We start from the raw sequence: 25,181 nt of genomic DNA on the forward strand, positions 1-25,181 counted from the left end.
CCCCGCGGCGGGTGGCGGGGGGCCCCCGCCCCCTGCCTATATTCCTTGGCTTTTTTTTTAAACTTTGTGGGGTGGTGGGGGGGGGGGGGGCGGGGGGCCCCCCCCCCCCCCCCGGCGACGGGCTCAAAACGGCGTTCTTACGGCAGAACCGAGATGCGCCCCAGAAGAGCGACCAATTCAGCCTGACGTTTCGTTTCGGTCTTGGCGAAGAGCGAGGCAAGCTGGGAACGAATGGTGGTGCGGCTGAGCCGCCAGCTGCGGGCAATCTCCAAGGGCGCATCGCCCTGGGCCAAGCGCAAAGCGAGGTTCGTTTCCGCGCCTGTCAGGCCAAACATCTTTTGAAGTGTGTGCGGATTTGGCCCGGACCTGCTCTCCCGGTCGAGCAGCGCCACGATGCTCGTACCATCGGGTGCTATTGCCCCCGTCTCGTTCAATATCACCGGCCTGTCGCCCGCGCTGCGGATCACAACCCAGGACAGTGAGCCCGGCACGAAATTGGCCGGAACATTCGCGATCAGACGCCTTAAAGCGGCCGAGAGCTCGCCTGCCGTTTCGGCCGCTTCGCCCTGACGCTCCAACGTGGTTTGAGCGGCCGCGTTCCATTCGACGACTTTTCGTTCGCGGTTCAGGATGAGATAACCGCAGCCAATGCGGTCAAGCATGCCTGTGATGGATTCCAGGCTGCGTACCTTTGCCTCGCCGACCTCCGCGTCCGATCGATTTGATGCGCGATCCGAGGGATAAGTATAGGATGGCCGCCTCGCGTTCGCCTCGCGGTCATACTTAGTCCTCATCACAATGTATCGGCCGCTAGCGGCCTCGGTATGCCTATCAACCAGTGTCATTTTTCAACCCCCTGCCAAAAGTTTCGTCAGCCCGAAGTAATCTACTCGGGATTTACAAAACAGTTTCCTGCATGGCGGTTGACAAAAATGTCGCCCGCCATTTAGAAAACTCTGTATATTTTGAGGAGTTCTGACCGAAGTCATTCTCCCCCCGCCTTGATAAAATGCGCTCCATGATAGTGATGGGCAATCCGGCAGTCGTACTAGGTTGTACGTTTCTTGCTCTAGTCTCGACGGGCTAGTCCGAAGGTTGTAGTCTATGCCTATGAAATCGCGTCCGCCTCGGTCAAATTCGAGCCCGCCAGGCAGAATGCTGAGTCATCTTGTGTCTCTTTTGGTGCTGTCAGTTACACTGATATTTGCAATAAAATCCTCAGCATCTATTGGAGAAAGCGCGAGTTTTCTGGGATTTATTCCAGCTATTATTTTAATTGCTTATCTTGAAGATCGTACCCTAGCGCTTGCAGCGACGATTCTGATGATGGTTGTCGGCCTGTGGGCGCGGGGGCTGGATCAGATTTCCAACGACGATTGGGCACGCGCCATCCTGCTCCTGGTCTCGGGCGGGGTGATCGCCATGACGTTCCATCGGCTGCGAAAAGATTTGCATGAGCTTGGAGACGCCAGACTGGCTGCCGTCGAAGCAACCGGGAGCCGCTACCGCTGGGCCTTCGAACGTGCCGCCATGGGATTCGCAAATTCCAACGAGAAAGGCGAGCTTCTACAGTCCAACAGACGTCTGTGTGACATGACAGGCTACAAGGAGGAAGAGCTCGCCCGATTGCAGCTCAACACACTCGTCCATCCGGACGATCGCGACGCCCTGGCACGATTGTTGGCGGGTCTTGGCAATGACGCTGCCTCGTTCGGTTCGGAGGTCCGTCTCTTAAGAAAAGATGGCACGGCATTCTGGGCCCGGCTGACCCTGTCTTCATCCGTGCCCGATGGGGTCCTCCCCGAGAGCATCTTTGTCGTGGTCGACGATATTTCCGAGCGACGAGCTGCAGATGAAGCGCTCCGGGCTCAAAAAGAGTGGCTGGATCTTGCCTTGTCCGCAGGACGCTTGGCCACGTGGCGGATCGACCTCAAGGAGGGGATCGTCACAGGGTCGGCCACGTTCTGGGACATTCTCGGCCTGTCTCCAGCCGCCAGCCGCCCCTTGGAGGAACTGGCAGCCGTCGTTCATCCGGCGGACTGGCCGAAGCTGGCAGCGTCGAGAAAGCACGAGCCGGTGACGAACTATGACGTTGAAATACGCGTCCGGCGGCCAGACGGACATATCCGCTGGGTAGCTCTGCGCGGAAGGGAGGATAAACACGATAATCACCCGCAGCGACTTGGAGTGGCCGCAGACCTGACCGAGCGGCGACAAACCACACTGCTGCGCGCCGCGGCAAAGAAGCGGGAGCGCATCATGCTCGAGCAACGCCATAGATTCAGCAACCTGTTCCCGGTGATCACCGCGCTCGTGAAGATGGTCAGTGTTCCCGACGATAATATCGCCAAATACAAGGAGACGCTGATCGACCGGATTCGCGCGCTTGAGGCAACGCATCTGCTCCTTTCAGCAAAGGGAAACCAGTCGGCGATGCTCCACGATCTCGTCGTTCAGGAATTGCAACCGTATATGGGAACACGTGACATAGCCGTGAGCGGTCCTTCCGTCTCCATGTCGGGAGGCGCCGCCGAGAGTTTTGCGATGATTGTGCACGAGCTCACGACCAATTCCATGAAACATGGCGCACTTGGCGATTCACAAGGCCGGATCGAGGTAAATTGGACATCCGAGGGCGCCGGCAGTGACGTCGTCTTCGAATGGTTGGAATCGGGGCGGAAGCGAACTTCAAATGTTGTTCGTCACGGTTTCGGTTCGATGATTATCGGTGTCGATGGGGCGCCGCTTGTCGGTCATTCCCCCAAGCTGGAAATGTCGGATCACGGACTGCGGTATTCGCTAAAGCTGTCGCGCAAGGAAATTGGCCTTTAACGCATCGGCCCGGAAGCGATTTCTAGCGGGCGGAATGCGTGGATTTTGCAGATCCGGGCGTCCTTTGCGCGTCCTATAAAACGGCGCGCTTTAGTTGGCATTCTTTGTAAGCCAAGTCTTCAGCAAAACGGCAGCTTCTGTCCGATTCCGCACCCCAAGCTCACGCAGCACCGCAGCGGCATGGATTTTGGTGGTCGCCTCGGCAATTTCCAGATCACGCGCAATTTCCTTGTTCGAATACCCTTCCGCCATCAGCTTGAGCACTTCCTGTTGCCTCGAAGTCAGCCTGCCAAGGTTGGCGCTGGTGGTGCGTCTGGGCTGGATTTGCTCCGCTGGCGCAGGTGCGAGAGTCACTTGCCCCGTACCTGGCCGTGACAGAAGTGCGGGCACATAGATGCGGCCCGCAAGGATTTCGTTGACGGCCAGCACGACCTCCTCGTCTCTCTGCGACTTTACGATATAACCGTGAAGCCCGATCGAAAGAGCCGTCAGTATTTCCGAGCGTGAATCATTCCCGGAAACGATCGCAAATCGCGTATCCGGATAAGCCGACAGAATGCCGCTGAGCACTTCCTGGTTGAACAATCCCGGCATATTCAGGTCGAGAACGGCAAGATCAATGAAAGCTTGCTCGGCCAACAGGCTGAGCACGGCATCGAAACACGACGCCTCAAAAATCTCGACACCGGGAATACCCGCGGTCAATGCCAACCGCAGGCCACGACGATACAAGCCATGATCGTCGGCTATAACGATTCGGTACATTTTGAACTACCCCAACGCACTCTGAACGGATTGAACGGCGATGGACTTGAAAGAGTGCCCATTCGCTCGTCGATTCATCCAGTCAACGCCAGCGGTGCCCCAACACCACAGACGCCAGATTGCTAATATAATCCTAGATAACGGAAAACGCTTCTCTTTTTTTGAGCTGCCGTTAACAGGACCACCTGACCTTGCCAGACATCCGTTCTGAACCCCAGAAACCCTGGCTGCAGCACCCTTTTCCTACCTTGCGACAGGCGCCTCGAGGGCCGCCGATTTCGCTGCCAGAACAGCTCCAGGTATAGAACACCAGAACGGCTGGATCGTTACCATTCGAATGCACGACGACATCCACCCCGGCCGCCACTTACCATCCTCCTACGATGTCCGGACTAAAGCGTCTGTGGGATTTCCCACAGGTCTTCTCAAGGAAACAGAGCGCGACTTTCCGGGTGCTGAACAGGGGTAGGGTGGCCGGCTCATGACAATGGTGATCAGGCCTAACGAACACGGGAGAAGCAAATGAAAGCGGTGATTCAATGTGGTGGCATGGGGACACGCCTTCGTCCCTTCACATCAGTCTTGCCGAAGCCGCTGATGCCAATCGGTGCTCGGCCGGTTCTCGAGATGCTGCTGAAATGGCTGCGACGCAATGGTATCCAGGAAGTCTACATCACCACCGGGTATCTCGGTCATCTGATCCGCACCGTTTGCGGAGACGGTTCGCAGTGGAATCTGAAGATCCGGTATACCCAGGAGATGGAGCCGCTCGGCACCATCGGACCGCTCTCCTTGATCAGGGATGAGTTGAACGAACCCTTTATCGTTCTCAACGGTGATGTCCTTACCGATCTGAGCATCAGTCGCTTTGTGGCAGCGCACCGCAAGCACAACGATCCGGTGACGATCGCGACGGCTTCCCGCCTGCACAAGATGGACTTCGGCGTCATAGACGAAGTCGACAACACCGTGCAGGTCTTCCGCGAGAAGCCAACGCTTTCGCATCTGGTCAGCATGGGGATCTACTGCATGAACCCGGATGTTCTCCAGTTCATTCCGTCCGGCATACCGTTCGGGTTCGACGACCTGATGCTGCAGATGATGCAGAACGGTACGCCAGTCCACGTGTACAAGCACGATGGCCTCTGGCTCGACATCGGGCGCGTCGACGACTTTCAGAGTGCACAAGCCATTTCCTGGGAAGACCAGTCGGCCTCGATCGAGGTCACTGCCACGGCTGCGTGACGCAATCACCAAGCCCCAGTCCCGCAGTCAACAATCTAGGAGGTCATGATGCTCTTGGTCAGTGCCCCAATCTTGGGTGTGCCGGAGAAAACAGCTTTGTCCAAGGTCATCGACAGCAGTTGGCTGACGATGGGCGAGCAGGTGAAGGCCTTCGAAGAGGCTTTCGCCAAGGCGCACGACGCGGAAGATAGCGTCGCGGTCAGCTCCTGCACCGCGGCGCTTCATCTCATCCTGCACGCGCTCGGCATCGGACCAGGCGACGAGGTCTTGGTGCCATCGATGACTTTCGTGGCGACTGCAAACGCGGTTCTCTATGTCGGCGCGACCCCGGTCTTTGTCGATATCGAGTCGGTCGACGTACCATTGATGTCGATCGCGGAAGCTGAGGCGAGGTGCACGGAACGCACCAAGGCGGTCATTCTCGTGCATTTCGCCGGCTACCTGGCCAATCGGGAAGAATGGCAGAAGTTCGCCCGGTCCCGAGGACTGCATATCATTGAGGATGCCGCGCACGCCCCGGGCTTGAAAGAGGTCGGAACATACGGCACCGCGGCGGCCTTCAGCTTCTACGGCAACAAGAATATGACGACGGCGGAAGGCGGGGCGGTGATCGCCCGGGATCCCGAGCTGCTCGAGAAAATCCGCCAGGCCCGCGGACACGGGATGACCTCAGGAACCCACCAGAGGCTGAACAGCCGCACGGCGCACTATGATGTCACCATGCTCGGCTTCAACTATCGCATGGACGAAATGCGGGCCGCGATCGGACTGGTCCAACTGCAGAACTTGCAGGAGTGGAACGAGATCAGGCGTATCCTGGTCATGCTCTATCGACGTCTCATGGCAAAACACTGTCCGGCCGTAACGATCCCGTTCCACGAACCACGGACATCGGCCTACCACATCATGCCTGTCCTCTTGCCGCGCTACGTCAACAGGCAGGACGTTGTCGACGCATTGCGAACGGAGGGGATACAAACCACCGTCCACTATCCGCCCGTGCACGAGATGACACTCTATCGCGAGCTCTTCCCCGGAATCCATTTGCCGCGGACAGAGGACTTTGCTCAGCGCGAGCTGACATTGCCACTGCATCCCCAGATCACCGCGCCTGTCGTCGAAGCGGTCGTGGTGGCTCTTGCCGCCGCCGTCAACGGCCGCGCTCAAGCAGGAACCGCCGCATGAATGCTCTCGACCTTTCTCTTCACCGATCTGGCATCTCAAGGGCCAGCCACGGGTTCGCGAGGCGTGCAATCGACGTCGTCCTGGCTGCGGCGGCAGCGATTGTCTTTGCTCCGCTGATGCTGCTGATCGCGCTGGCGCTGTTGCTGGAAGGCGGCCGGCCCATCTTCTTTGCCCAGACCCGGGTGGGTGCGGGCGGCCGGCCCTTTCGCATGTACAAGTTTCGTAAATTCGACGTGCGGTGCGATTCCCATGGCTTCGCGCTGACGATGGCCGGCGACGACCGCATGACGACGATAGGGCGTATCCTCGCCGCCACCAAATTCGACGAGCTGCCACAATTGTGGAACATCTTGAAGGGAGAGATGGCAATTATCGGACCGCGTCCCGAGAGTCTCGCCTTCGCCGATTGTTTCCGCGGCGGCTTTGAGGACGTCCTGCAATACAAACCGGGCTTGCTTGGTCCGGCCCAAGTTGTCTACCGCAACGAAGCCCATTGTTATCCTCAGTCCGGTGATCCGCTGCTGTTCTATCGCGAGGTCCTGTTTCCGGCCAAGGCCAAGCTCGACCTTTCCTATTATCCGCAGCGCACCATCATCTCCGACATTGTCTGGATGGTGCGTGGTTTTCTGGCGGTTGTCGGTCGGGTCTGGTCGCCGCCGCAAACCAGCGTCCAAGAGCAAGGTTAGCGTCACGCATACAAGGGGCATTTAGTCATGAACTACAAAGGCAGGAAAGTTCTGGTCACCGGCGCCGATGGGTTCATCGGCTCGCATCTCACCGAAGCGCTCGTCCGAAGCGGGGCGGATGTCACGGCGATGGCCCTCTACAATTCCTTCGACAGCCACGGCTGGCTGGATGATTTGCCGGATAACATTCGAAGCCAGTTGAACCTCATCCGCGGCGATGTTCGCGACAGCGCGTTCGTCAACCGGGTCATGCGTGGCCAGGCGGTAGTGTTTCATCTCGCGGCACTCATCGCGATACCGTATTCATATGCCGCGGCCCAATCCTATGTCGAGACCAACATCCTGGGCACGGTGAACGTCCTTGAGGCGGCTCGGCAATGGGAGACGGAGCGCGTCGTGCAAACCTCGACCAGCGAGGTCTATGGCACCGCACTGACGATGCCCATCAGTGAATCCCATCCGCTGCAGGGCCAGTCGCCATATTCGGCCTCCAAGATCGGCGCGGACATGATGGCGGAATCATACGCCAGGTCGTTCGACGTCCCGGTGGTCATCATGAGGCCATTCAACACATACGGCCCGCGCCAGAGTGAGCGAGCCATCATCCCGACCATCATTAGGCAGGCCCTCGATCCGAATTGCCAAGCGATCATGGTCGGCGACACAAGTCCGATCCGAGACCTTACTTTCGTGGAAGACACGGCCGCGGCGTTCATGGCCGCGGGTTCGGCCGACCTTGAATTCGGCCATGCCTACAATGCTGGCACCCAGCGTGCCGTGACGGTTTCGGACGTATTGGATCTGGTGATCGAGTTGAGCGGTACCAAAAAGCCGGTCCATCGCGATGAGCGCCGCCTGCGGCCTCAGAATTCCGAGGTCCGGGCCCTGCTGGCCGATCCTTCGCTCCTTGAAAGCAAGACGGGATGGCGAGCGCAGACCAGCCTGCGCGACGGGCTGGAGCGCACCATCGGATGGTGGAAGGGGCGCCTGAGCGAAGGCCGCGTACGGCGGGAAATGGATTACATGACATGATTCTTCGCCAGCGTTCGTTGGCTCTGCTGTTCTTTGTGGCCGCCCTGTCCATGGATTTGCCGGCCGCTGGAAGTCGACAGAACAGCGATCCGACACAATTTATCCGACCGGTGGCAATGGCGTTGCCCGATTATTTGCAGCCTGCGACCGATCCGGCGTCCGGGACAAAGTTCGTGCGCATCACCAAGCCCGGGGTGCTTGGCAATGGGGTTGCGTGCGGCAAGGAATACTGCACCCACCGTTATTCAAGTGCTCAAGCCTGGAATTCGGACCAGAGCCTTCTGGTCATCACCAACGGCTGCAACGGCATGTGCTTTCTGGATGGGCGCACATATGCCCCGCTGTTTCGTCGCGCTCGATCGATTGAGTGCGAATGGCATCCCCAAAACGCGGATCTGATGATCTGTGTTGCCGGACGGCAGGTGTCGACCTGGGCGCCACGGACCAATCGCGAAGATGTCCTGTTCGTTTCGAACGACTATCGTGATCTGCATTTCGGGCCGGGCAAGGGCAACCCAAGCCGCGACGGCAACCGCATTGCCGTGCGCGCGCTCCGCGAGAATGGCGAAGTGGTGGTTTTTGCCTATGACCTCAAGGAACGGAAGAAATTCCCGGATATCGAGCTCGATCAGCTCGGCGGCACCAACGGTGCTTGTTCGATTTCCCCGCTCGGAACCAGCATACTATGCCTTCAAGAGATAATAAGCGGCATCGAACAAGGGTTTATTTTCACAGTCGATGGCACTTTGCGTCAGAAGTGGATTGAACATCACCGGCCGGGCCACGGCGACATGACGGTCGATGAAGACGGCAGCGAAGTCTACGTGGGCATCAGCAAATCTTCTCCGGACAAGTTTCAGGTGATCAAACGGAGACTGTCCGATGGCAAGGTCACTCCACTTACGAAGTACGGCGAAGCCATGCATGCATCGTTGCGTTCGCTGACCAGGCCTGGCTGGGTGTTCCTGACCTATGGCGGCGATCCGGATGAGATAGCAGCTCAACCAGACTGGGCGCCATATGCACAGGAAGTGATCGCGCTGCGCATCGACGGCAGCGGTGAGGTTCGACGCATTGCACAATCGAGAAGCACTCAGCTCGACTATCGAAGCGAGACGCATGCCTCACCATCGCCTGACGGCTCGCAGGTAATTTGGTCCAGCAACTGGGGCGTGCCTGGCGGTCCAGTCTACGACTTCGTCTCTCATGTCGATTGGCCGGAAGGGGCGCGGTCGAACCGGAAGGAGATTGTCACCAATGACATTCATTAATCGAACGCTTCTTGCCGTGCTTGGTCTGCTGTCCACGATGGACATGGCTGTTGCGGCTGACGCGCGGGTCGCTTACCGAATTTCCGCCGGCGATACCGTCGAGATCGGAATTGCTTCAGCCCCCGAACGAACACAGCGTGCCGTGGTGCAGATGGACGGCACTATTGCGCTTCCCGAAGTCGGGATGATTTCGGTCGCCGGCCTGACTGCAGCCGAATTGCAGACGCGCATGGAGACGATCCTGCCAACCAAGATATTTCACCAGCGCCTGACCGACGGCCGAGAGCAAATGATCGTCATCAAGCCAAGTGACGTGACGGCAGTAATCGCCGAGTACCGGCCGATTTACGTAACCGGCGACGTGCTTACGCCCGGCCAGCAGGCCTACCGGCCGCTCATGACCGTGCGGCAGGCGGTTGCCGTGTCCGGCGGTTTCAGCCTTTTGCGGTCACGGGCAAACCAGGCCGGCCCCGATCCGGTGGATCTGCGGCGCGACTACGAAGGGGCCTGGGGGGAATACACCAGAGACTATTTTCATGCCGCACGCCTGCGCGCCGAACTGCAGAACCAGGCGAAATTCGACATGCAGGCACCACAAGGGTCACCCTTGTCAGCGACTTTCGTGTCGGCGATCGCCGAGGCTGAAGCAGAAGGACTGAAGCTCTCCCTGGACAACTTCCAGCAAGAGCAAACCTATCTCGAAAAAAGCGCCAAGGATGCCGCGGAACAGATAGAGATGCTGCTCAAGCGCTCGCAAGCCGAAGCGGATGCGGTCAAGGCCGACGAGGCCGATCTGGCGCGGATAACGAAAGTGTTTCAGGCAGGCAATCTGACCAACGACAGGCTCGCCGACGTCCGGCGCGGTGTGCTTCTCTCTTCCAGCCGGGCACTCGAAACGTCGGTCGAGCTCATGAGAACACGACGCCAGCAAGATGATGTAAGCAGACAGCTCGAGCGCAACGAGAATCTGAGAAGGATCGGTCTTCTGGGCGAGTTGAAGGATACCAACGTGCGCCTTGCCGACACAACCGCCAGACTTCGCGCTGCCAGCCAGAAGTTGCAGACGGGTGCGTCCGCCCCTGCTCAGGCGGTCGCCGGCGAGAGGGTCGAGGCTCAGGTCACGATCGTCCGCAAGGTCGACGAGGAATGGCGCAAACAACCGGCCGAAGAAGACACCGAAATCATGCCGGGAGACACGATCGAGGTAAGGTTCGGCGGCGCCCTCGAAACTTCAGCGATCCAATAGAACCGGCTCCGTCCCGATGAAACCGGGACGGAGGTCGGCCAGGGCGGCAACTGACGGCCTACATCATGCTCTAGGGCCTTACTGTCTGAAGGCCCTGGAAACCTGGTCGGTAAAGGGTTTCATCAGATAGGACCAGACATTGCGCTCGTCGGTGCTGATGTGAACTTCGGCGGGCATGCCCGGTTTGAGTATCTTCTCTCCCGTCAGACAGGCTGCCTCGTTTTCGACATCGATGCGCGCCGAGAAATACGACAGTTCACGTTGCGGATCCTTGATCAGGTCTGCGGAGACGCGGTTGACCGAGCCTTCGCACGCTGGCGTGGTTCCGGTGTCGAAAGCCGGGAAACGGATCGAAACTCGCTGCCCGGGACGAACGTCGTCTATGCGCTGGGGAGGAATGAGCGCATCAACGACGAGATTGTCGGCATCGGGCACAATCATCATGATCGCTTCCCCGGCACCAATCACACCTCCGACCGTGTGGACGGAAGATTCCTGCACCGTTCCCGACTGTGGGGCGCGGATGTCGGTCCTGGAGAGTTCGTCTTGCGCGACCACCTTGCGCTCGCTGAGCTCGGTTTCCTTGGCTTCTGTTTCGCGAAGTTCGCCGGTTACTTCGCTGCGCATCTGTTCGTCGAGCTGAAGCACCTGCAGGTCGGTTTCACTGATTTTCGCCTGCACTTCCGCGATGGCAGCTAGGAGGCGTCCCGACTCGCCGCGAGTCCGCGTCTCCTCCAGCTGGACATTGCTCAGCCTCTCCTTCGACACCAATTTCTTGGCATAGAGAGCCTCTACGTCGGCACGGCTCTTGGTCAGCAGAGCCAGCGACTCGTCCATCGCCGACTGCTGCGCCTTGAGGCCATCGATCTGACGCTCCAGTTGCTTCGAGCGGCTTTGCAACTGCGCCTTCTGGCCAGCCAGCGCGGTGGCACGGCTTTCGAATACGGCGCGCTCGCCGCTGACTAGCGCTGCCAGTTGCGGGTCGTCCATCCGGACCCGAAGGCTGGGTGGAAGTTGCATCTCCGGCAGACCCCGTCGTTCGGCCTCAAGCCGCGCCAGGCGAACGTTGGTGCGATCCAGATCTTCACTGACTATCTGCAGGTTCGACCGTGTCACCGTGTCGTCCAGCCTGACCAGAATGTCGCCCGCCTGCACGTGATCGCCATCCTGGGCGAAGATGCCGCCGACAGTGCCGCCGGTCTGATGCTGGACTTTCTTTATGCTGCTTTCGACCACCACGGTGGCGGGCGCGATCACCGCGCCGGCAATCTTGGTCAACCCCAGCCACAGCCCTCCGCCGACGACCAGCAAGGCAGTCGTTGCCAGACCGAGGATCAGGTTGGCCCGGATGCCATCCGGCTCATCGATCGGGTTCGTCCCGATCCACTGGTTTGCGCCAGCGGCCGGAGCAAAGGAGGACATGGTCACGTCAGACACGGAAAGACACCTCACACATGCCCGCCTGCACCTTTCTGCATCGGCACAACGGCACCTGGCCTTTCCGGACGCGGGAAGGGCCGGATCACATTTGCCAGAACGTCTTCGCGCGAACCAAACGAGTGAAGCATCCCGTTCGACAGGACCAGTACCTGATCGATGTTGACGAGGGCGGAGGGGCGATGCGCAACGACGATCGCGATGCCGCCACGCTCGCGCACTGCCAGGATCGCCCCGGCCAACGCGACATCGCCGTCTGCATCCAGGTTGGAATTGGGTTCGTCGAGAACGACAAGGAATGGGTCGCCATAAAGTGCCCTGGCGAGTCCGACGAGCTGCCTCTGTCCAGCCGAGAGGTTGGCTCCTCCCTCACCAATGCGCGTTTGGAACCCCTCCGGCAAGCGCATGATCATCTTGTCGACGCCCGCCGTCTTGGCGGCTGCCAGCACGCCCCTGGCGTCACCCTGACCGCCGAACCTCGAAATGTTGTCAGCGATCGTTCCGTCAAACAGCTCGACGTCCTGCGGCAGGTAACCAATATGCGCGCCGAGCAGCTCTGGATTCCACTGATCGAGCGAGGCGCCGTCCAACCTTACCGTTCCGCGAAGTGGCTTCCATGCACCGACCAAGGTGCGTACGAGCGTGGTCTTGCCGGAGCCGCTCGGACCGACGATCGCCAGCCCCGCGCCTTTCGACAGGCGGAAGCTGACATTGATGACCGTTGGCTTCTGCAGGCTTGGTGGTGCGACCGTAAGTTCCTCGACGACAAGCTGCGTCTGTGGGCGCGGCAACTCCATGACCTCTTTCTGGTTATCGAAAGCGTCGAGCGCCTTCGCCAGGTCGGAATAGCTTCGGCGGGTGGCCAGAAACCCTCTCCAGTTCGCGATCGCCACGTCGACCGGCGCCAATGAGCGGCCCAGCAGTATCGACGACGCGATGATCACGCCTGGCGAAGCCTCGCCGCCGATCACAAGGTAGGCGCCAAGCCCCAGCACGCAGGATTGCAGCGCCATCCGGAGTGTCTTTGACAATGAACTCGTTGCGCCGACGATGTCGGACAGCCATTCCTGATTCCTGAGATAGAGATGGCTGATCTCGCCCCAGCGTCGGCCAAGCCGGGAGGAAAGGCCCATGGCCTGAACGACCTCCGCGTTGCGTCGACCCGAATCGGCGAGAAGCCGCTGTGCCACGAGGGTTTCAGACGCTCGCGCCGCGGGTTTGCGGCTGACGACTTCGGCGACCACCGTCACAAACACAACAGCCAACGCCCCGAGCGTTGCCAGCACGCCAAGCGCGGGGTGCAGCAGGTAGATGACCACCATGTAAAACGGTATCCAGGGGACATCGAAGACGACGGTCGGCCCCAGGCCGGAAAGAAAGCCGCGCAATTGATCCAGATCGCGAAGCGGCTGCACCCGGTTCGCGTCGGGCCCGGCAACGAGCGGCAGGGACAGCGAAGCAGAGAACGCCTTTTGCTGCAGATTTCTATGCAGACGGCTGCCAATACGGACCAGCAGCCGGAGCCTGACGAAGTCGAGGAGACCGTAGACCGCGTACAGGCCCAGCATCCCGATTGTGAATCCGACAAGGGTCGGCACGCTCTGCGAAGGCAGCACGCGATCGTAGACCTGGAGCATGTAAACGGAGCCGGTCAAGGCGAGAACGTTTATCACTGCCGAGAAAATGCCGACGCCAACAAGCCCATGCATCGAGCCGAACATGGCGGAGCGTAGATCGAGCGAGCGCCCTTCCTCTTGCTTCATGGGTTGCACTCTTTCGCGCGGAGTCGCCGCGCTATCTCGTCGGTTCTATCGGTGATGGGGATAACCTCTTGCCTGGCGGAAGGCAGCTGCTTCATTATCGGAACATTATGGTTTGCTTACATACGTGCTTTTGGTCAAAATGCAGCGAAATCGTGACGCACAGCGGAGAATTTGGAAATTCGCTTCGGAACCTGGGGACAAACTGAGTCGGCAAAAGCGACTGTTTCCCAACCATGACACAGATGAGAAGCTTATGATCATCTTTTGTTGCACAACGTCTTCAAAGCGTATCGGAGACGAATTTTTTTCAATTTCCCGGTCGAGAGTTCGGCGACTTCAAGATATATTTCTATAGTATGCTATTGGTGAACATTGAGCAGATCGGGGAGGGGTTGTAGTGAGTGAAGAAATCAGTGTCGCCGAAGCCTATAGCAAGGGGCACACAATTTTCATGGGACTTGAGCTGCTCGTCGCACCTGGCGCGCTCGTGCCCCGGCCCGAGACGGAATTGCTTGGCAAGACGGCTGTTGACGTTCTGCGTCAACTGAACCTGCCGGCGCCACGCGTCGTCGACATGTGCTGCGGGGCGGGCAATCTGGCATGCGGCATTGCGCATTACGTCCCCAACGCGCGTGTCTGGGCCAGCGACCTCACCGACGGATGCGTCGAAGTCGCTCGCCGCAACGTGGCCCATCATGGCATGACGGAGCGGGTGTCGGTACTTCAGGGCGATTTGTTCGATGCCTTCTCAGGCCTTGAGCTTGAGGGCACGATCGACGTTATTGTCTGCAACCCGCCCTATATTTCGGAAAAACGGCTCGAGGGCGACCGCGCGCATCTGACCGAGCTTGAGCCGCGTGAAGCATTTGCGGCCGGCCCTTATGGCCTGAGCATTCATATGCGGGTGATTAAGGACGCGCCGCGTTACTTGCGGCGCGGAGGTGTCCTGCTCTTCGAGATCGGCCTCGGCCAGGACCGGCAAGTGATAGGCCTGCTGGAGCGTTCCAAGGCCTACGAGAACATCCGTGCCGTCACCAACGAAGCCGGCGAGGGCAGGGTGGTAGTGGGACATGTGAAGGCGGATGCGTAAACAAGCGTCGCCGCGGTAGGCGTCAGCCTTGCCGCGGATGCAGATGCGCTCGCTGCCGGCGGAGCGTGGAACGCCCGCCGCGCAATAAGCTTGTAATCAGTTTTTCTTGCTGATGATGTATTGGGCAATTCCCTGGATGGAATCCAGGTTCTCAGGCAGAAGCTCGCTGTCCTCGACCGTGATGCCGTAGGTTTCCTCGATGAAACCAATGACCTCAAGCACCCCCGTCGAGTCGACGACGCCTTGGTCGAGAAGCGATGTTTCGCTCTGCAGCGCGTCCGCGTCGGCTATGTAGAAATTCGACGCCAGGAACGCACGAATTTGCTCCTTGTAGGTTTCGACCCGGTCCTTGGTAGTCAGCATTGAATTCGCCCTCCTGAGCAACAACAAAAAATCAAATCAAATCTCGTCCAGAAAAAGAACTTATGACAGGGCCGTTTTCTTGAGCTTGCCGGTGTCTGTCATCGGCAGGCTTGCTACGACAACGATGGACTTCGGAACCATGAAGTTCTCCAGCCGCCTCTGGCACTCTTTCTGAAGCTGCTTTTCGCCGATGACGCTCCCTTGCTCCATCACGACAAAGGCCTTGACCGCTTGTCCAAGAAGCTCGTCCGGGACGCCGATGACGGCCGCTTCCCGTACCCCCGGAATGTCCATCAGCACGTTTTCTACCTCCTTGGGGGCTACTTTCTCACCCCTGGATTTTATGATCTCGTCGCCGCGACCGATGAAATAGAGGTAACCCTCAGTGTCGATCCGGCAGTAGTCGCCGGTGTACAAGACCTGCTCGCCCGGCAACGGACCCGGCTTGAGTTTCCTGGCCGTGGCCTCCGGCTTGCCCCAATACCCCTTCATCACTGTCGCTCCGCGGATGACGAGCTGGCCGACGACGTCGGGGCCAACCCGCCTGTCATCCTCGTCGACAATCCACATTTCCGTGTTCGGGATGGGAATGCCGACGCTCAACGGCTTTCGTTCCAGATCCTCCGGCGGCAAATAGGTGCAGCGCTTGCATTCGGTGAGACCGTACATCGAATAGACACGCGCGCCCGGAAACAGATCCTGGAGCATGAGAATATGCTTGAGCGGCAGCGCGGCCGCGGTGTTCGTGACGTAGCGAATAATTGAAAAGTCATGACTTTTCAGCGATTTGAGTTCCGAGAGCGAGGCGAAGATCGTCGGCACGCCGGGAAAGCCGGTAACCTTCTCCTGCTTGATCACACCAAGGATCTGGGCCGGGAAAGCAAACGAGCGTTCAAGCACCAGCCGGGCGCCGGTGCGAAACGCCATGATCATCTGGTACAGGCCGTAATCGAAGGCGAGAGGCAGGACGTTGAGGATCACCTCGTCTTCGCCAAGCTCGAGGTAGGAGGTGATCGACGTGCAGGCGGTGATCATGTTCCTGTGTGTCAGCATCACGCCCTTGGGCTCGCCGGTCGACCCCGACGTATAGATGATAGCGGCAAGATCGATATCGATGCAGCGGCGCGCAGGCGCTTTGCTGTGGTCGTCGGCGACCGCGCTATCCCATCGCACGGCATGCGGCAATCCAGCCAGCTCGGCGTCGTCAATCGGCCCGGAAACGATCACCCGGCGCAGTGACGGGCAGTTGCGCGCCGGTTCGCTGAACACCGAGTGCAGGTGCTTGTCGGTGATCAGTGCCGCCGGGAGGCAATCGTTGAGCAGATAGTCGAGCTTGTCGCTTTTGGTGAGCGGGTTGACGATGCTGACAACGGCATTCGCCTTGAGTACGCCCCAGAAGGAAACGACTGTTTCGACGGTGTTGTCGGCGAAGATCATCACGCGATCGCCGCGCGCCACTCCAGCGGCGGTCAGATGATGAGCAATGGCATTGGCGCGCGCCTCGAGCTCGCCATAGGTGACACGTTGCGTGCCGCACACCAGCGCCACTTTCTCGCCAAGGCGGCCGGCGGAATAGGCGAGGTAGTCATGCAGGAGAGGCACCGCACCATGCATCATGCCAGAACCTCTTCGCGATGCGCGCGGTCAATGTCGACGCTGAACGTGCCGGTGCGAGCCCCACCGGGACAGTTGGCGATGAACTGCTGGTGAAGCAGTTGCGTCGACAGCACGCCGACCAGCGCCATGTTGTCTGAATTGGACAGATCGCCATCGCCCGTTCTGGCTCGACACTTGTCCAGCAGACGCATGACCGATTTCGGATCGAAGACGTTCGCCGCGCGCAACGCCGGCTCCGAAAGCGCTTCCTGAACATAGGCTGGGGCATCGTCGGCAACGAAGCAAAGCCCGTTGGGCGCCCGGTATGGCTGCTTCTTGCGGGCCACGATTTCCGGCGGCAGGATCGGTTGCGCCACACGCTTCAGCACGTGCTTCTCATCGAGGACGGCCAGCTTGTAGGCTGCCGGCAGCGAATTCGCGAGCTTCACGACTTCATCGTCCAGGAAGGGGAAGCGTCCCTCGATCGAGTGCGCCATGAGCATCCTGTCGCCTTGCGAGGAAAGCAGGTATCCCGACATCAGCGTCTCGATCTCGATAAACTGGTCCTGGGCAAGCGAACCCCATCGTGAAAACTCCGCCGGCAGGCGGCCGAGCAGTTCGGAGACGGCATCGCGCTGCCCGGTTTCAGCGCGCATGTCGGCGGAGAACAGCCGCTTGACGGCGCCGGTGGTGTGCCAGCGCGTGTCATGCGCAAAACCTGGCGCGTCATGGGACTGTATGTTGCGCCCGAAGAACTGCCGCGCCATGGCTTGCTGGTGCACCGGCGAGCGGCTGAGGTAAGGGTAGAGGCGATCGAGCAGCCGCGGACGTCGTGTCGACGCGGGCTGACGCCCCCAGAAGCGGCGGACCTTGCCCTCGCGGAACAGATCGTAGCCGGCGAACATCTCGTCGGCCCCTTCGCCGGTGAGCACGACCTTGATGCCGTGCTCGCGCACCAGCCTGGAGAGCAGGAACAGCGGCGCAGGCGCGGTCCTGAGGATGGGGCGCTCGGTATGGTAGATCACCTCGGGAAAGATCTCGGCGATATCGCTGCGCGAGACCACCACCTCATGATGCTCGCTTCCGGTCGCGCCGGCGACCAGGCGCTGGAAGCGGGTTTCATCGTATTCGGCATCGGCAAAACGCAGCGAGAAGGTCTGGAAACGCTCGCCCGCGAAGCGCCGGCCCAGCGTAGCGACAAGCGAACTGTCGAGTCCGCCGGACAGGTAGCAGCCGACCGGAACATCGGCGCTTACTATTCTCAGCGCGGTGGCGGCTTCGAGAGCGCTGCGCACTTCCTCCACCGCATCATTGAGCGATCCGGTGAATTGACCATCGTTCGGGTCGGAAATTTCGGGATAGCTCGGCTTCCAGAACGCCCGCTCGCGAACGGTTCCATTTTCATGGATGCGGACGTGGCCCGGCTTTAATTCCTTGATTCCGCGAAATACGCTCTGCGGCGGTACGATCGTCCACAGCGTGAAGGTCTGGTCGAGCCCAACCGGATCGAAGGCGCGGGATATGCCGGCATCGGCGGCGAAGATGGCTTTCACTTCGCTGGCGAAGTAAAGCCGACCACCGTGCTCGCAATAGTGCAGGGGGCAGATGCCGAACCGGTCACGCGATAGCACGAGACGACCCGCCACGGAGTCCCATATTGCGATCGCCCATTGCCCATTCATCCGCTCGAAGGCTGCCTCGCCCCACTCACGATAGGCGTGGATGACGACCTCCGTGTCGCTACGCGTGCGGAAGCGGTGGCCAAGGGCGACCAGCTTTTCACGCAATTCGACATAGTTGAATATCTCGCCGTTGAAGACGATCCAGGTCGTGTCGCCCGCGTCCGCAAGCGGCTGCTGGCCGCTGGAAAGATCGACGACGGACAGGCGGGCATGCGCCAGGCCCGCGCGTCTGTCCCGGTAAAGGCCACGCTCGTCCGGGCCGCGATGCGTTAGTGCGCCCGCCATGCGCATCAGTGCGTCTCGCGAAGGAGGCGCGGCAGCGGCGCTCAGCGAGACAATTCCGGCAATGCCGCACATCCGGTCAGTCCTCGCCCATAGAAGCGGGCAGCAATGGCCGGGCGTGAAGATACCGCGCTGCACGCCGTTTGCTGTCGATGTCCTTGAAGACCTTTTGAACCTGGACCGCGGTGAGATCGGCCGCGGCTGCGACCTCCTCGGCGGAAAGCCCGTGGTTCACGCCGTAGAGGCACAGATCCATCAGATGATAAGGCAGCGCGAAATAGAATTCCTCCTGGCTTTGCGCCATGGAGAACGTGTCCGTGGTGGGCGGCCGCTGCCGGATCTCTTCATCCACCCCAAGATACTCGGCCAGTTGGTAGACCTGGGTCTTGTAGAGATGGACGATAGGCATCAGGTCGGCAGTTCCGTCACCCTGTTTGACGAAAAAGCCCTGGTCGTACTCAAGGCGGTTTGGCGTGCCTGCCACCGCATAGTTGAGGCGGTCCGCGTGGTAATACTCGGTCATTTTGCGCAGGCGCTGTTTGTAATTGGTTGCAGCGACGATCTGCAGATAGGCTGCCGGCGACAGGCGCACCGTGTCCGTCTTGCCCTGCGGATCTTCAACCGTGAGGCGTGTTATGTTGAGGCCGTTGCTCTCGAGAACCGACGCAAGCACCAGCTTGCATTTCCAGCCGTCGCCATACTGGGGAACAACGGTCTGGATAGCTTCGATCTGTCGGCGATAAGCGCCAATGGCCTCAAGGGGCGGTGCGATATCTTCCAGGATCGTATCGATGCCAAGCTGGGCCGCGACAACGCGGCCCAGTCTGAGCGAATCGCCGGAGGAATGGTGCTCCGGCATGAATAGCCCCAGAACCTTGTCTTTCCCAAGTGCGCGCGCACACAAGGCAGCGACGACGGAGCTGTCTATGCCACCGGAGAGGCCGACAACCACGCCACGGCGCCGCAGTGTGCCAAAAACCTGCTCACGCAGGATCTCGACCATGCGATCGACCTCCGCGCGAGCATCGAGCACCAGCGTGGCCCTGCTGAATTCCGAAATCAGGTCGATGGTCCGTACTCCCGTATGCGCAGCTCGGCCGCGGAATAGGTTTGCTCCAAAGCGCTCTCGATGAGTGGGCGGTTGGTGGCTAGATAAGGCTCCGTGACCATATCGAAGTGACTGCCAACGACCGGAACCACATCCAGACGCGCGAAAGCGCCATCCCACCCAATGGCCAACGGCATTTTGGGCCGAGCGCAGCGGAAGAGGGTTGCGGTGATCGGCAGCGTCGGTCTGGGTATCGCCAGCCACTGGTAGAAGGCCCGCCCTCGCAACTGCCCCTGCAGTTCCAGTTTGGTTCTGAAGCTCGTCGCGTTGAACTCATCCTGAGCATAGCGATTGAGGATGCGGGCGAGCTGCACCTCGAAGCCCGTTTTGACGGCAACTTTTGCCAGGAAGCGGCAAACCATCCGGTCGGCGGTGACGCGATTGGTCCGGATCCGCTGGTATGTGCGGACAATCATCTCCCAATAGGTGCTGCGCTCGCCGAGGAGGCTCGTGTCGAGGATACCAAGGAACTTTATGGTTCGCCCCGCAGCCAGCAGCCGCTCCGCAACCTCGAACGCGACGGCGCCGCCGAGCGAATGGCCGAGAAGTCTTATGGGACCCGTCGGCTGTGCGCGGCGGATCTGGTCGACCGCGCCCTCGGCCATGTTTGAGACTGTGTTTGGTCCGCGCAATATCGTCGCCAGGGCTGGATATCTGATGGGGACCACTCGTGCCATCTTGCCCATCGAAGATGCAAACGCGGCAAAGCTTGGGCCATAGCCGACGGATCCCGGGAGCAGGAAAAGAGTTGGGGGTTCGTGCTTTTTCACTTGCGTGCGTAGGGCGCCGGCTTGTGCCGACGCAACCACCCTGACCATTTCGCCCATGTTCATACCGACCGTGAAGCCATCGAGGCTGAGTTCCTGTCCGATGGCGTTTTCGATTTCCATGACGCAACGCAGCAGCTTCAGCGAATCTCCGCCTGCGTCATCCCAGCGTCCTGCGGCGACGCGTGTGTTGAGGATATTGTTCCAGACATGCTGCACTATCCGATGGGCGGTCAGCTCGCTGGTATTGGATTGCTGCGCAGGGGGGGCGATCTTCCTGGCTGACAGATCAATCTCCGCAAGCGCAGCCATGTCGACCTTGCCGCCCGGCAGACGCGGAATTGCGGCGATCGTGTGGAACCGCATGGGATATAGCTCCGGCGGCAGCTTCGTTCTGACAAGCTGGCGAAGTTCGTCCGAAAAGGCTGGTCCCGCCCATGGCTGGGGAATGGCAAATGCAACAAGCTCACTTGCCGCCGTCATGATTGCGACGGCATCCTCCACGTCAGAGGCGCTACGCAATAGAAGTTCGAGTTCGGTCGGCTCGATACGCCGACCATTGATCTTTATTTGGCGGCCCTTGCGGCCAACGATGTGCAGGAGGCCCTGGCTGTCAAGCTGGACAAGGTCACCCGTTGCGAATATTCGCAGATCACCATTATCCGGATTGGATGCCACGGGCGCGACGGTGCCGTTCTCCCAATAGCCAAGCAAGACATACGGGCTTCTTATAAGGAGCTCGCCAACCTCGCCGGGCTGAACGCGGCGCCCCTCATTGTCGACAATCGCGAACATCACTCCCGGGAGCAGCCAGCCAACCGGAACCGAGGAACCTTCCTCCGGCCAGTCTTGCGGCAAGAACCATTGCGACCCGGTGGTCTCGGTTGACGAGTAACCAATCTGGATGAAGCAGGTGCTCGACACGACTTTGCGCAACAGGGCGATATCGGCCCATGTCACCTTTTCTCCCCCGATCCGAGCCACTCTGAGCGAGCGGAAGGCGTCAGCAGGCGCGTCCGCCATTAGCACGCGAAGCACGGCCGGCACCAGATAGGTGACCGTCACGCCTTCGGATTCCACAAGGCGCTGGACTGCCCGCAAGCCGATGGCTTCGAGCTCGGCGAGATGCAAGGTGGCGCCGGTCAGGACGGCGGCGAGAACCTCCCGGCAACCGGCGATCGTGGCAGGCCCGGTCAAGGGCAAGAAGACATCATCCGAGTTGATGTGGCATGCATCGACATATTGCTGAACCCGCCAAAGCAGGCTGCGCTGGCTATTGACGATGCCTTTGGGGTGACCGGTGCTGCCCGAGGTGTAGAGCACCACCGCGGGCGCGTCGACCGAGACGGAACAGGACTGGGGTAGCGGCTGGACCTGTGGCGTGATGCTGGTGGTCGCGTCAATCCAATGGACGTCCTGAGTCAGACCGACAGGGCGAACATCGCCGTCGCCTATGACCGTCGAGAGCCGAGCCGCGACAACAATCTCATTGGTTCGCGAATGGGGATCTCTCGTATTGAGCGGCACGGAAGGCCGCCCAACCGCCATGCTCGCCAAGATGGCCACAGGGTACCAAACCGAGTTGGCCTGAAGGATCCCGATCGCCTGTCCGCTGGGAACGGCGGCGGCAATTCGGTGGGACAGCATCTCGACGGCTTGCAGAAGCTGGGAATATGTCAGACGGGTGGTGCCGTCGCTGATCGCCAGTTTGTTGGGATATTGCCTGGTGATGTCTCTCAGGTGATCGAAGACGGTGATGTTCGCAAAATCGACACCCATGCGTTGATAAAGGCGCAGAACGGGGCCGCCCTGATCAAGTGCGTATTCCGGGACGTTGGACCATCTACCGGGGGTCGTTGGTTGACGATCCGCCTGTAGATCCTGATCCGTCCTTTCTGATGCCAAATACATTGGAGACATGAGTGGCCCACGCTGAGGTTAGGGTCACTTATCGCGCTCCGTCGAAACCTTTTCATCGATCATTCTGATGACGCCGCCACGCCCCAAGGGGCTGACCGCACGACCGACAGGGGACATTCGCCGCCATTATCGGCAATCGGGCTTGGTCTTCACGCTATTGTGATTTCACGCCAAACCACTTTCTTCTTTCGGGGAAAAAGCGATATGCGTGCGGATGGAGCCGGGGGTGGGAATAGAGTATCTTACTTCCAACGTCCGGCCGCAAACTCCTGTTTATCCTGCTTTTTGACGGGCCACGCATTGGCAGTGGCGTATGCGCCGGAGACAAAGCAATAGGCGAAGATTTGCCCCCGGATCTCGTCCGTTACACGGACCCAATCCTTTTCCCACGTTCGCAGCGTAATGTGTCGATCCGTCGCCATGGAAGCAGCTCTGAATGGGCTTGGCGCGTCGATGATGCGACCCGCTATCACATCATCGCCTTCCATTCGCTCAACAAGATACGTCTGCATCGATGGCCTCCAGGCAGCAACTTTGACGTGAGCTACATTACCGTGGCCTAATGACACTTTGACTACTGCCGGCACCGGCTTCGTCCGGCGGCCGAATTGCGCGCGCTCGTGAGGGATGTCTGGATACGCGGTGGGCACGTGATCGATGCCCGTAGTTGCACAGCCACTATGAGCGCCGCCGAGACCGCGTATTTTCACAAGCTAAAGTTCGTCAACGAAGTCCGACCTCGTCGTTCACAAAACTTCGCCGGGATATGCCCCCCACAGGTCGAACTGTTTGACGAAGCCTGACATCGAATCCAGCGCCACGCTGCACCATTGCCCATCGCATCGCCTCAGCTTGACTCCAACGCCAGGTTCGAACCAAGAAATAACAGCGCTATCGAATGTCGGCTTCTTGCGTAGAGCAACGTTGCTCTTGCTCCAAGGAGCGATCACCGCCGTTCGATGCCCTGAGAGAAGCGGTGCATAGATCCATCCGCTGGCTCCGTTCCAATCTCTTACCCGCCGCCAATTGCCAAATTGCTGGTAAATCTCAAGGGGAATGCCCGGCCGGATGTAGACCCATTCAACGCCGTAGCCGACACCAGGGCCGATCCGGAGGTTCGCGGGTGAACCTTTCAAAGAGACGAAGCGAGGTAGAGGGAGGCCAGTGGTCTCGGCTCTCAATCCTGTCGTCGTTGCAGATGCGGCGAGCAAGGCGGCGGTGAGAGCAAATCGAGTGAGTGCCCACGATATCAGAAGTTTCACCGCACCTCTGAGAAAGGGGAGCCCGCCTGGATTCAACATTCTCTCGCCGGGATGAGGGACATGCGCCATCTGAAGCCATTAGGCGAGGGCGCGCGCCATATCCCAGGCACGCGCCAGAAACCGCCTTTGCTAGATCTACACGTGCGGCGTGACTATCACGTTCACGAGCAGAACTTCTTCAGCCGCTTGTCTGTGAAGGTGAAACGCTGCGCGCGGGTATATCGTCCATCGCAGCCAGCTTGTCTGCACACAGGTCCGCCGCGCCGGGCGCTTTGTTTTTCATGCCGGCCAGGTTGATCCAGCCGCCATCGGTAATAAAGCTGTCGCGCTGATAGGACGATGTCTCCTTCAGTTTGGCCAGGTTCTGGCTCGCGTCGGCTGCACTGACAAATTTTTCGACACACAGATTTGCGACCAGTTCAGCCCGCGCGTCGCGAGCGGACATCAGCGCCATCTGCTTCGCGGTTCCGCCTGTCGTCCAACCGCCTGCGGTGAAGCCCAGGATCATTGTCAATATTGCAACGCCTGCCAGCGACCAGAACCAGAGTGTCTTGGACGGCTGATAGGCATCCCAGCGTTGCGCCATGGTTCGATTATCTTCCATTGTTCTTCCTTTCAGCCACGCGCATCGCGCATAGGCACCCCGCCATGAGGAACCCTTCGAAAGTACGAGCGGCGACGAGCTTCGCCGTCATGTGGGGTATACCGAGACGGACCAGAAACTATTCCAGCCCGCTCGGATATTTATCGATAGGGCATTAAGAGCCTGGGCGCCGCGCTCGATTTTAGAACATTGATTGCATCCGGCTCGGCCGGACCGCCTCACACCATAGTTCTCGTCAAAGGGGTCTGCACAAAGGTGTCGACGACTCCTCGCATCAAGCCAGAAGCGCGAGAACTAACAAGCGGCTCGGGCGGACCAAGTTGGAAGCCTCTCGGTGCCAGCAAGAGCAGGACGACAGCAATCGCTATCAGCAGGATAGCGATTGCGGTATTGAAAAACTCTCTCATCCTTTTGCCATCCGAGGATCGACGCGCTTGGGTGATGTTTCTCCAGGTCGGTTGGGCGATTTGACGGAGCGACTACGCCGCACCGGCAGACGCCGCTCAACGAGCCGAATGGCGGTATCTATTTGCAAGTCTTGCTTGCATTTAAGGCGGCGGTTAGTCCCATCAGCGAATAGGCGTACTGGGTCTGTGTACCTCTCCAGGACGTGGCCAACAGCTTCATTTTGCTGGCTGCTCGCATGGCACTGACCATTGATCGATCCTCCTCGGCGTTCGGCAGCCATGCCTTGTTGTCTTGGGTAAACATCGAGAAGCGCTGGTCTGCGATCGCCACATCGATGTCCGATCCCGGCTTAAGCCGATACCCCATGATGGCTTCGGGCTGTTCATCGTCCGGCGCCTGCGAGACTATGACAAAATTTTCACCATGATCGACACCCGCCGGCAGTTTGGAAACGGGGACACTCAGGACGTAGCAGCGTTTTGTGTCAGAGCGATAAGAGTAGACGCCCCATGCGCCGTGCTGAGAGAGGAGTCTGGGGTCAGCCTGCGCCCAAGTGATCGAAAGTAGCAAAGATGCGATGCTCACTCCAACTGCTTTGATGGTCATCATTTCCTTCCAGCTTCATAGCGCTACAAAC

21 protein-coding genes are annotated in these 25,181 nt (G+C 59.5%); 8 read left to right on the top strand and 13 right to left on the bottom strand.

Annotated features, from left to right (window positions below; translation table 11 throughout):
• Window positions 1-137 precede the first annotated feature (137 nt).
• Window positions 138-845 carry a helix-turn-helix transcriptional regulator gene (locus AC0L2H_RS31125; protein WP_107647718.1) on the bottom strand — a complete coding sequence of 236 codons (708 nt, stop codon included), beginning with the start codon at window positions 843-845 and terminating at the stop codon, window positions 138-140.
• A gap of 310 nt (window positions 846-1,155) precedes the next feature.
• On the opposite strand from AC0L2H_RS31125, the gene AC0L2H_RS31130 reads away from it, so the two are divergent.
• The gene (locus AC0L2H_RS31130; protein WP_473593547.1) at window positions 1,156-2,832 is read left to right on the top strand and encodes a PAS domain S-box protein; all 1,677 of its coding nucleotides are present in this window, start codon (window positions 1,156-1,158) and stop codon (window positions 2,830-2,832) included.
• A 90-nt stretch (window positions 2,833-2,922) separates the two neighbouring features.
• Here the strand turns inward: AC0L2H_RS31130 and AC0L2H_RS31135 are convergent, their stop codons facing one another.
• Complete coding sequence (locus AC0L2H_RS31135; RefSeq protein ID WP_473593548.1) at window positions 2,923-3,597, bottom strand: LuxR C-terminal-related transcriptional regulator; 675 nt, start codon at window positions 3,595-3,597, stop codon at window positions 2,923-2,925.
• 522 nt (window positions 3,598-4,119) lie between these two features.
• On the opposite strand from AC0L2H_RS31135, the gene AC0L2H_RS31140 reads away from it, so the two are divergent.
• The 6 genes from AC0L2H_RS31140 to AC0L2H_RS31165 are packed head-to-tail and all read left to right on the top strand — an operon-like array spanning window position 4,120 to window position 10,262.
• Window positions 4,120-4,842: a nucleotidyltransferase family protein gene (locus tag AC0L2H_RS31140; protein WP_006334404.1), complete on the top strand. Its 723-nt coding sequence runs from the start codon at window positions 4,120-4,122 to the stop codon at window positions 4,840-4,842.
• 48 nt (window positions 4,843-4,890) lie between these two features.
• Window positions 4,891-6,027 carry a DegT/DnrJ/EryC1/StrS family aminotransferase gene (locus tag AC0L2H_RS31145; RefSeq protein WP_473593568.1) on the top strand — a complete coding sequence of 379 codons (1,137 nt, stop codon included), beginning with the start codon at window positions 4,891-4,893 and terminating at the stop codon, window positions 6,025-6,027.
• A complete protein-coding gene (locus AC0L2H_RS31150) occupies window positions 6,024-6,713 on the top strand; it encodes a sugar transferase (RefSeq protein WP_473593549.1) in 690 nt (229 codons plus the stop codon). The genes AC0L2H_RS31145 and AC0L2H_RS31150 overlap by 4 nt, the downstream gene beginning before the upstream one ends.
• A gap of 27 nt (window positions 6,714-6,740) precedes the next feature.
• Window positions 6,741-7,745 (top strand): SDR family NAD(P)-dependent oxidoreductase, encoded by a 1,005-nt coding sequence (locus AC0L2H_RS31155; RefSeq protein WP_473593550.1) that lies wholly within the window; start codon window positions 6,741-6,743, stop codon window positions 7,743-7,745.
• A complete protein-coding gene (locus AC0L2H_RS31160) occupies window positions 7,742-9,016 on the top strand; it encodes a hypothetical protein (protein ID WP_473593551.1) in 1,275 nt (424 codons plus the stop codon). Before AC0L2H_RS31155 ends, AC0L2H_RS31160 begins: the two co-directional genes overlap by 4 nt.
• The gene (locus tag AC0L2H_RS31165) at window positions 9,003-10,262 is read left to right on the top strand and encodes a polysaccharide biosynthesis/export family protein (protein ID WP_473593552.1); all 1,260 of its coding nucleotides are present in this window, start codon (window positions 9,003-9,005) and stop codon (window positions 10,260-10,262) included. The genes AC0L2H_RS31160 and AC0L2H_RS31165 overlap by 14 nt, the downstream gene beginning before the upstream one ends.
• A 78-nt stretch (window positions 10,263-10,340) precedes the next feature.
• Here AC0L2H_RS31165 and AC0L2H_RS31170 read toward each other — a convergent pair whose 3' ends face one another.
• Both AC0L2H_RS31170 and AC0L2H_RS31175 read right to left on the bottom strand, forming a co-directional pair.
• Window positions 10,341-11,684, bottom strand: coding sequence for an HlyD family type I secretion periplasmic adaptor subunit (locus AC0L2H_RS31170; protein WP_473593569.1), 1,344 nt, complete (start codon window positions 11,682-11,684; stop codon window positions 10,341-10,343).
• 26 nt (window positions 11,685-11,710) lie between these two features.
• Window positions 11,711-13,462 carry a type I secretion system permease/ATPase gene (locus AC0L2H_RS31175; RefSeq protein WP_473593553.1) on the bottom strand — a complete coding sequence of 584 codons (1,752 nt, stop codon included), beginning with the start codon at window positions 13,460-13,462 and terminating at the stop codon, window positions 11,711-11,713.
• A gap of 397 nt (window positions 13,463-13,859) precedes the next feature.
• Here AC0L2H_RS31175 and AC0L2H_RS31180 point away from each other — a divergent pair, with 397 nt between their 5' ends.
• Window positions 13,860-14,552, top strand: coding sequence for a N5-glutamine methyltransferase family protein (locus AC0L2H_RS31180; RefSeq protein WP_473593554.1), 693 nt, complete (start codon window positions 13,860-13,862; stop codon window positions 14,550-14,552).
• A 96-nt stretch (window positions 14,553-14,648) separates the two neighbouring features.
• Here the strand turns inward: AC0L2H_RS31180 and AC0L2H_RS31185 are convergent, their stop codons facing one another.
• The 9 genes from AC0L2H_RS31185 to AC0L2H_RS31225 form a co-directional block, all read right to left on the bottom strand.
• On the bottom strand, window positions 14,649-14,915 hold the full coding sequence (locus tag AC0L2H_RS31185) for an acyl carrier protein (protein WP_008875857.1): 267 nt from the start codon (window positions 14,913-14,915) through the stop codon (window positions 14,649-14,651).
• 60 nt (window positions 14,916-14,975) lie between these two features.
• Complete coding sequence (locus AC0L2H_RS31190; RefSeq protein ID WP_473593555.1) at window positions 14,976-16,532, bottom strand: class I adenylate-forming enzyme family protein; 1,557 nt, start codon at window positions 16,530-16,532, stop codon at window positions 14,976-14,978.
• Window positions 16,529-18,550 (bottom strand): asparagine synthase (glutamine-hydrolyzing), encoded by a 2,022-nt coding sequence (gene asnB, locus AC0L2H_RS31195; RefSeq protein ID WP_473593556.1) that lies wholly within the window; start codon window positions 18,548-18,550, stop codon window positions 16,529-16,531. Before asnB ends, AC0L2H_RS31190 begins: the two co-directional genes overlap by 4 nt.
• A 4-nt stretch (window positions 18,551-18,554) precedes the next feature.
• Window positions 18,555-19,538, bottom strand: coding sequence for an NAD(+) synthase (gene nadE, locus AC0L2H_RS31200; RefSeq protein ID WP_473593570.1), 984 nt, complete (start codon window positions 19,536-19,538; stop codon window positions 18,555-18,557).
• Complete coding sequence (locus AC0L2H_RS31205) at window positions 19,535-22,270, bottom strand: AMP-binding protein (RefSeq protein WP_473593557.1); 2,736 nt, start codon at window positions 22,268-22,270, stop codon at window positions 19,535-19,537. Before AC0L2H_RS31205 ends, nadE begins: the two co-directional genes overlap by 4 nt.
• A 242-nt stretch (window positions 22,271-22,512) precedes the next feature.
• Entirely contained in the window at window positions 22,513-22,782 is a 270-nt protein-coding gene (locus AC0L2H_RS31210) for a hypothetical protein (RefSeq protein ID WP_473593558.1), read from the bottom strand.
• A 234-nt stretch (window positions 22,783-23,016) separates the two neighbouring features.
• The gene (locus AC0L2H_RS31215) at window positions 23,017-23,532 is read right to left on the bottom strand and encodes an SH3 domain-containing protein (protein WP_473593559.1); all 516 of its coding nucleotides are present in this window, start codon (window positions 23,530-23,532) and stop codon (window positions 23,017-23,019) included.
• A 178-nt stretch (window positions 23,533-23,710) separates the two neighbouring features.
• A complete protein-coding gene (locus tag AC0L2H_RS31220) occupies window positions 23,711-24,136 on the bottom strand; it encodes a hypothetical protein (RefSeq protein ID WP_473593560.1) in 426 nt (141 codons plus the stop codon).
• A gap of 525 nt (window positions 24,137-24,661) precedes the next feature.
• Window positions 24,662-25,150, bottom strand: coding sequence for an invasion associated locus B family protein (locus tag AC0L2H_RS31225; protein WP_473593561.1), 489 nt, complete (start codon window positions 25,148-25,150; stop codon window positions 24,662-24,664).
• Between the last annotated feature and the right edge of the window lie 31 nt (window positions 25,151-25,181).

The organism is Mesorhizobium sp. WSM4871 (assembly GCF_055811295.1).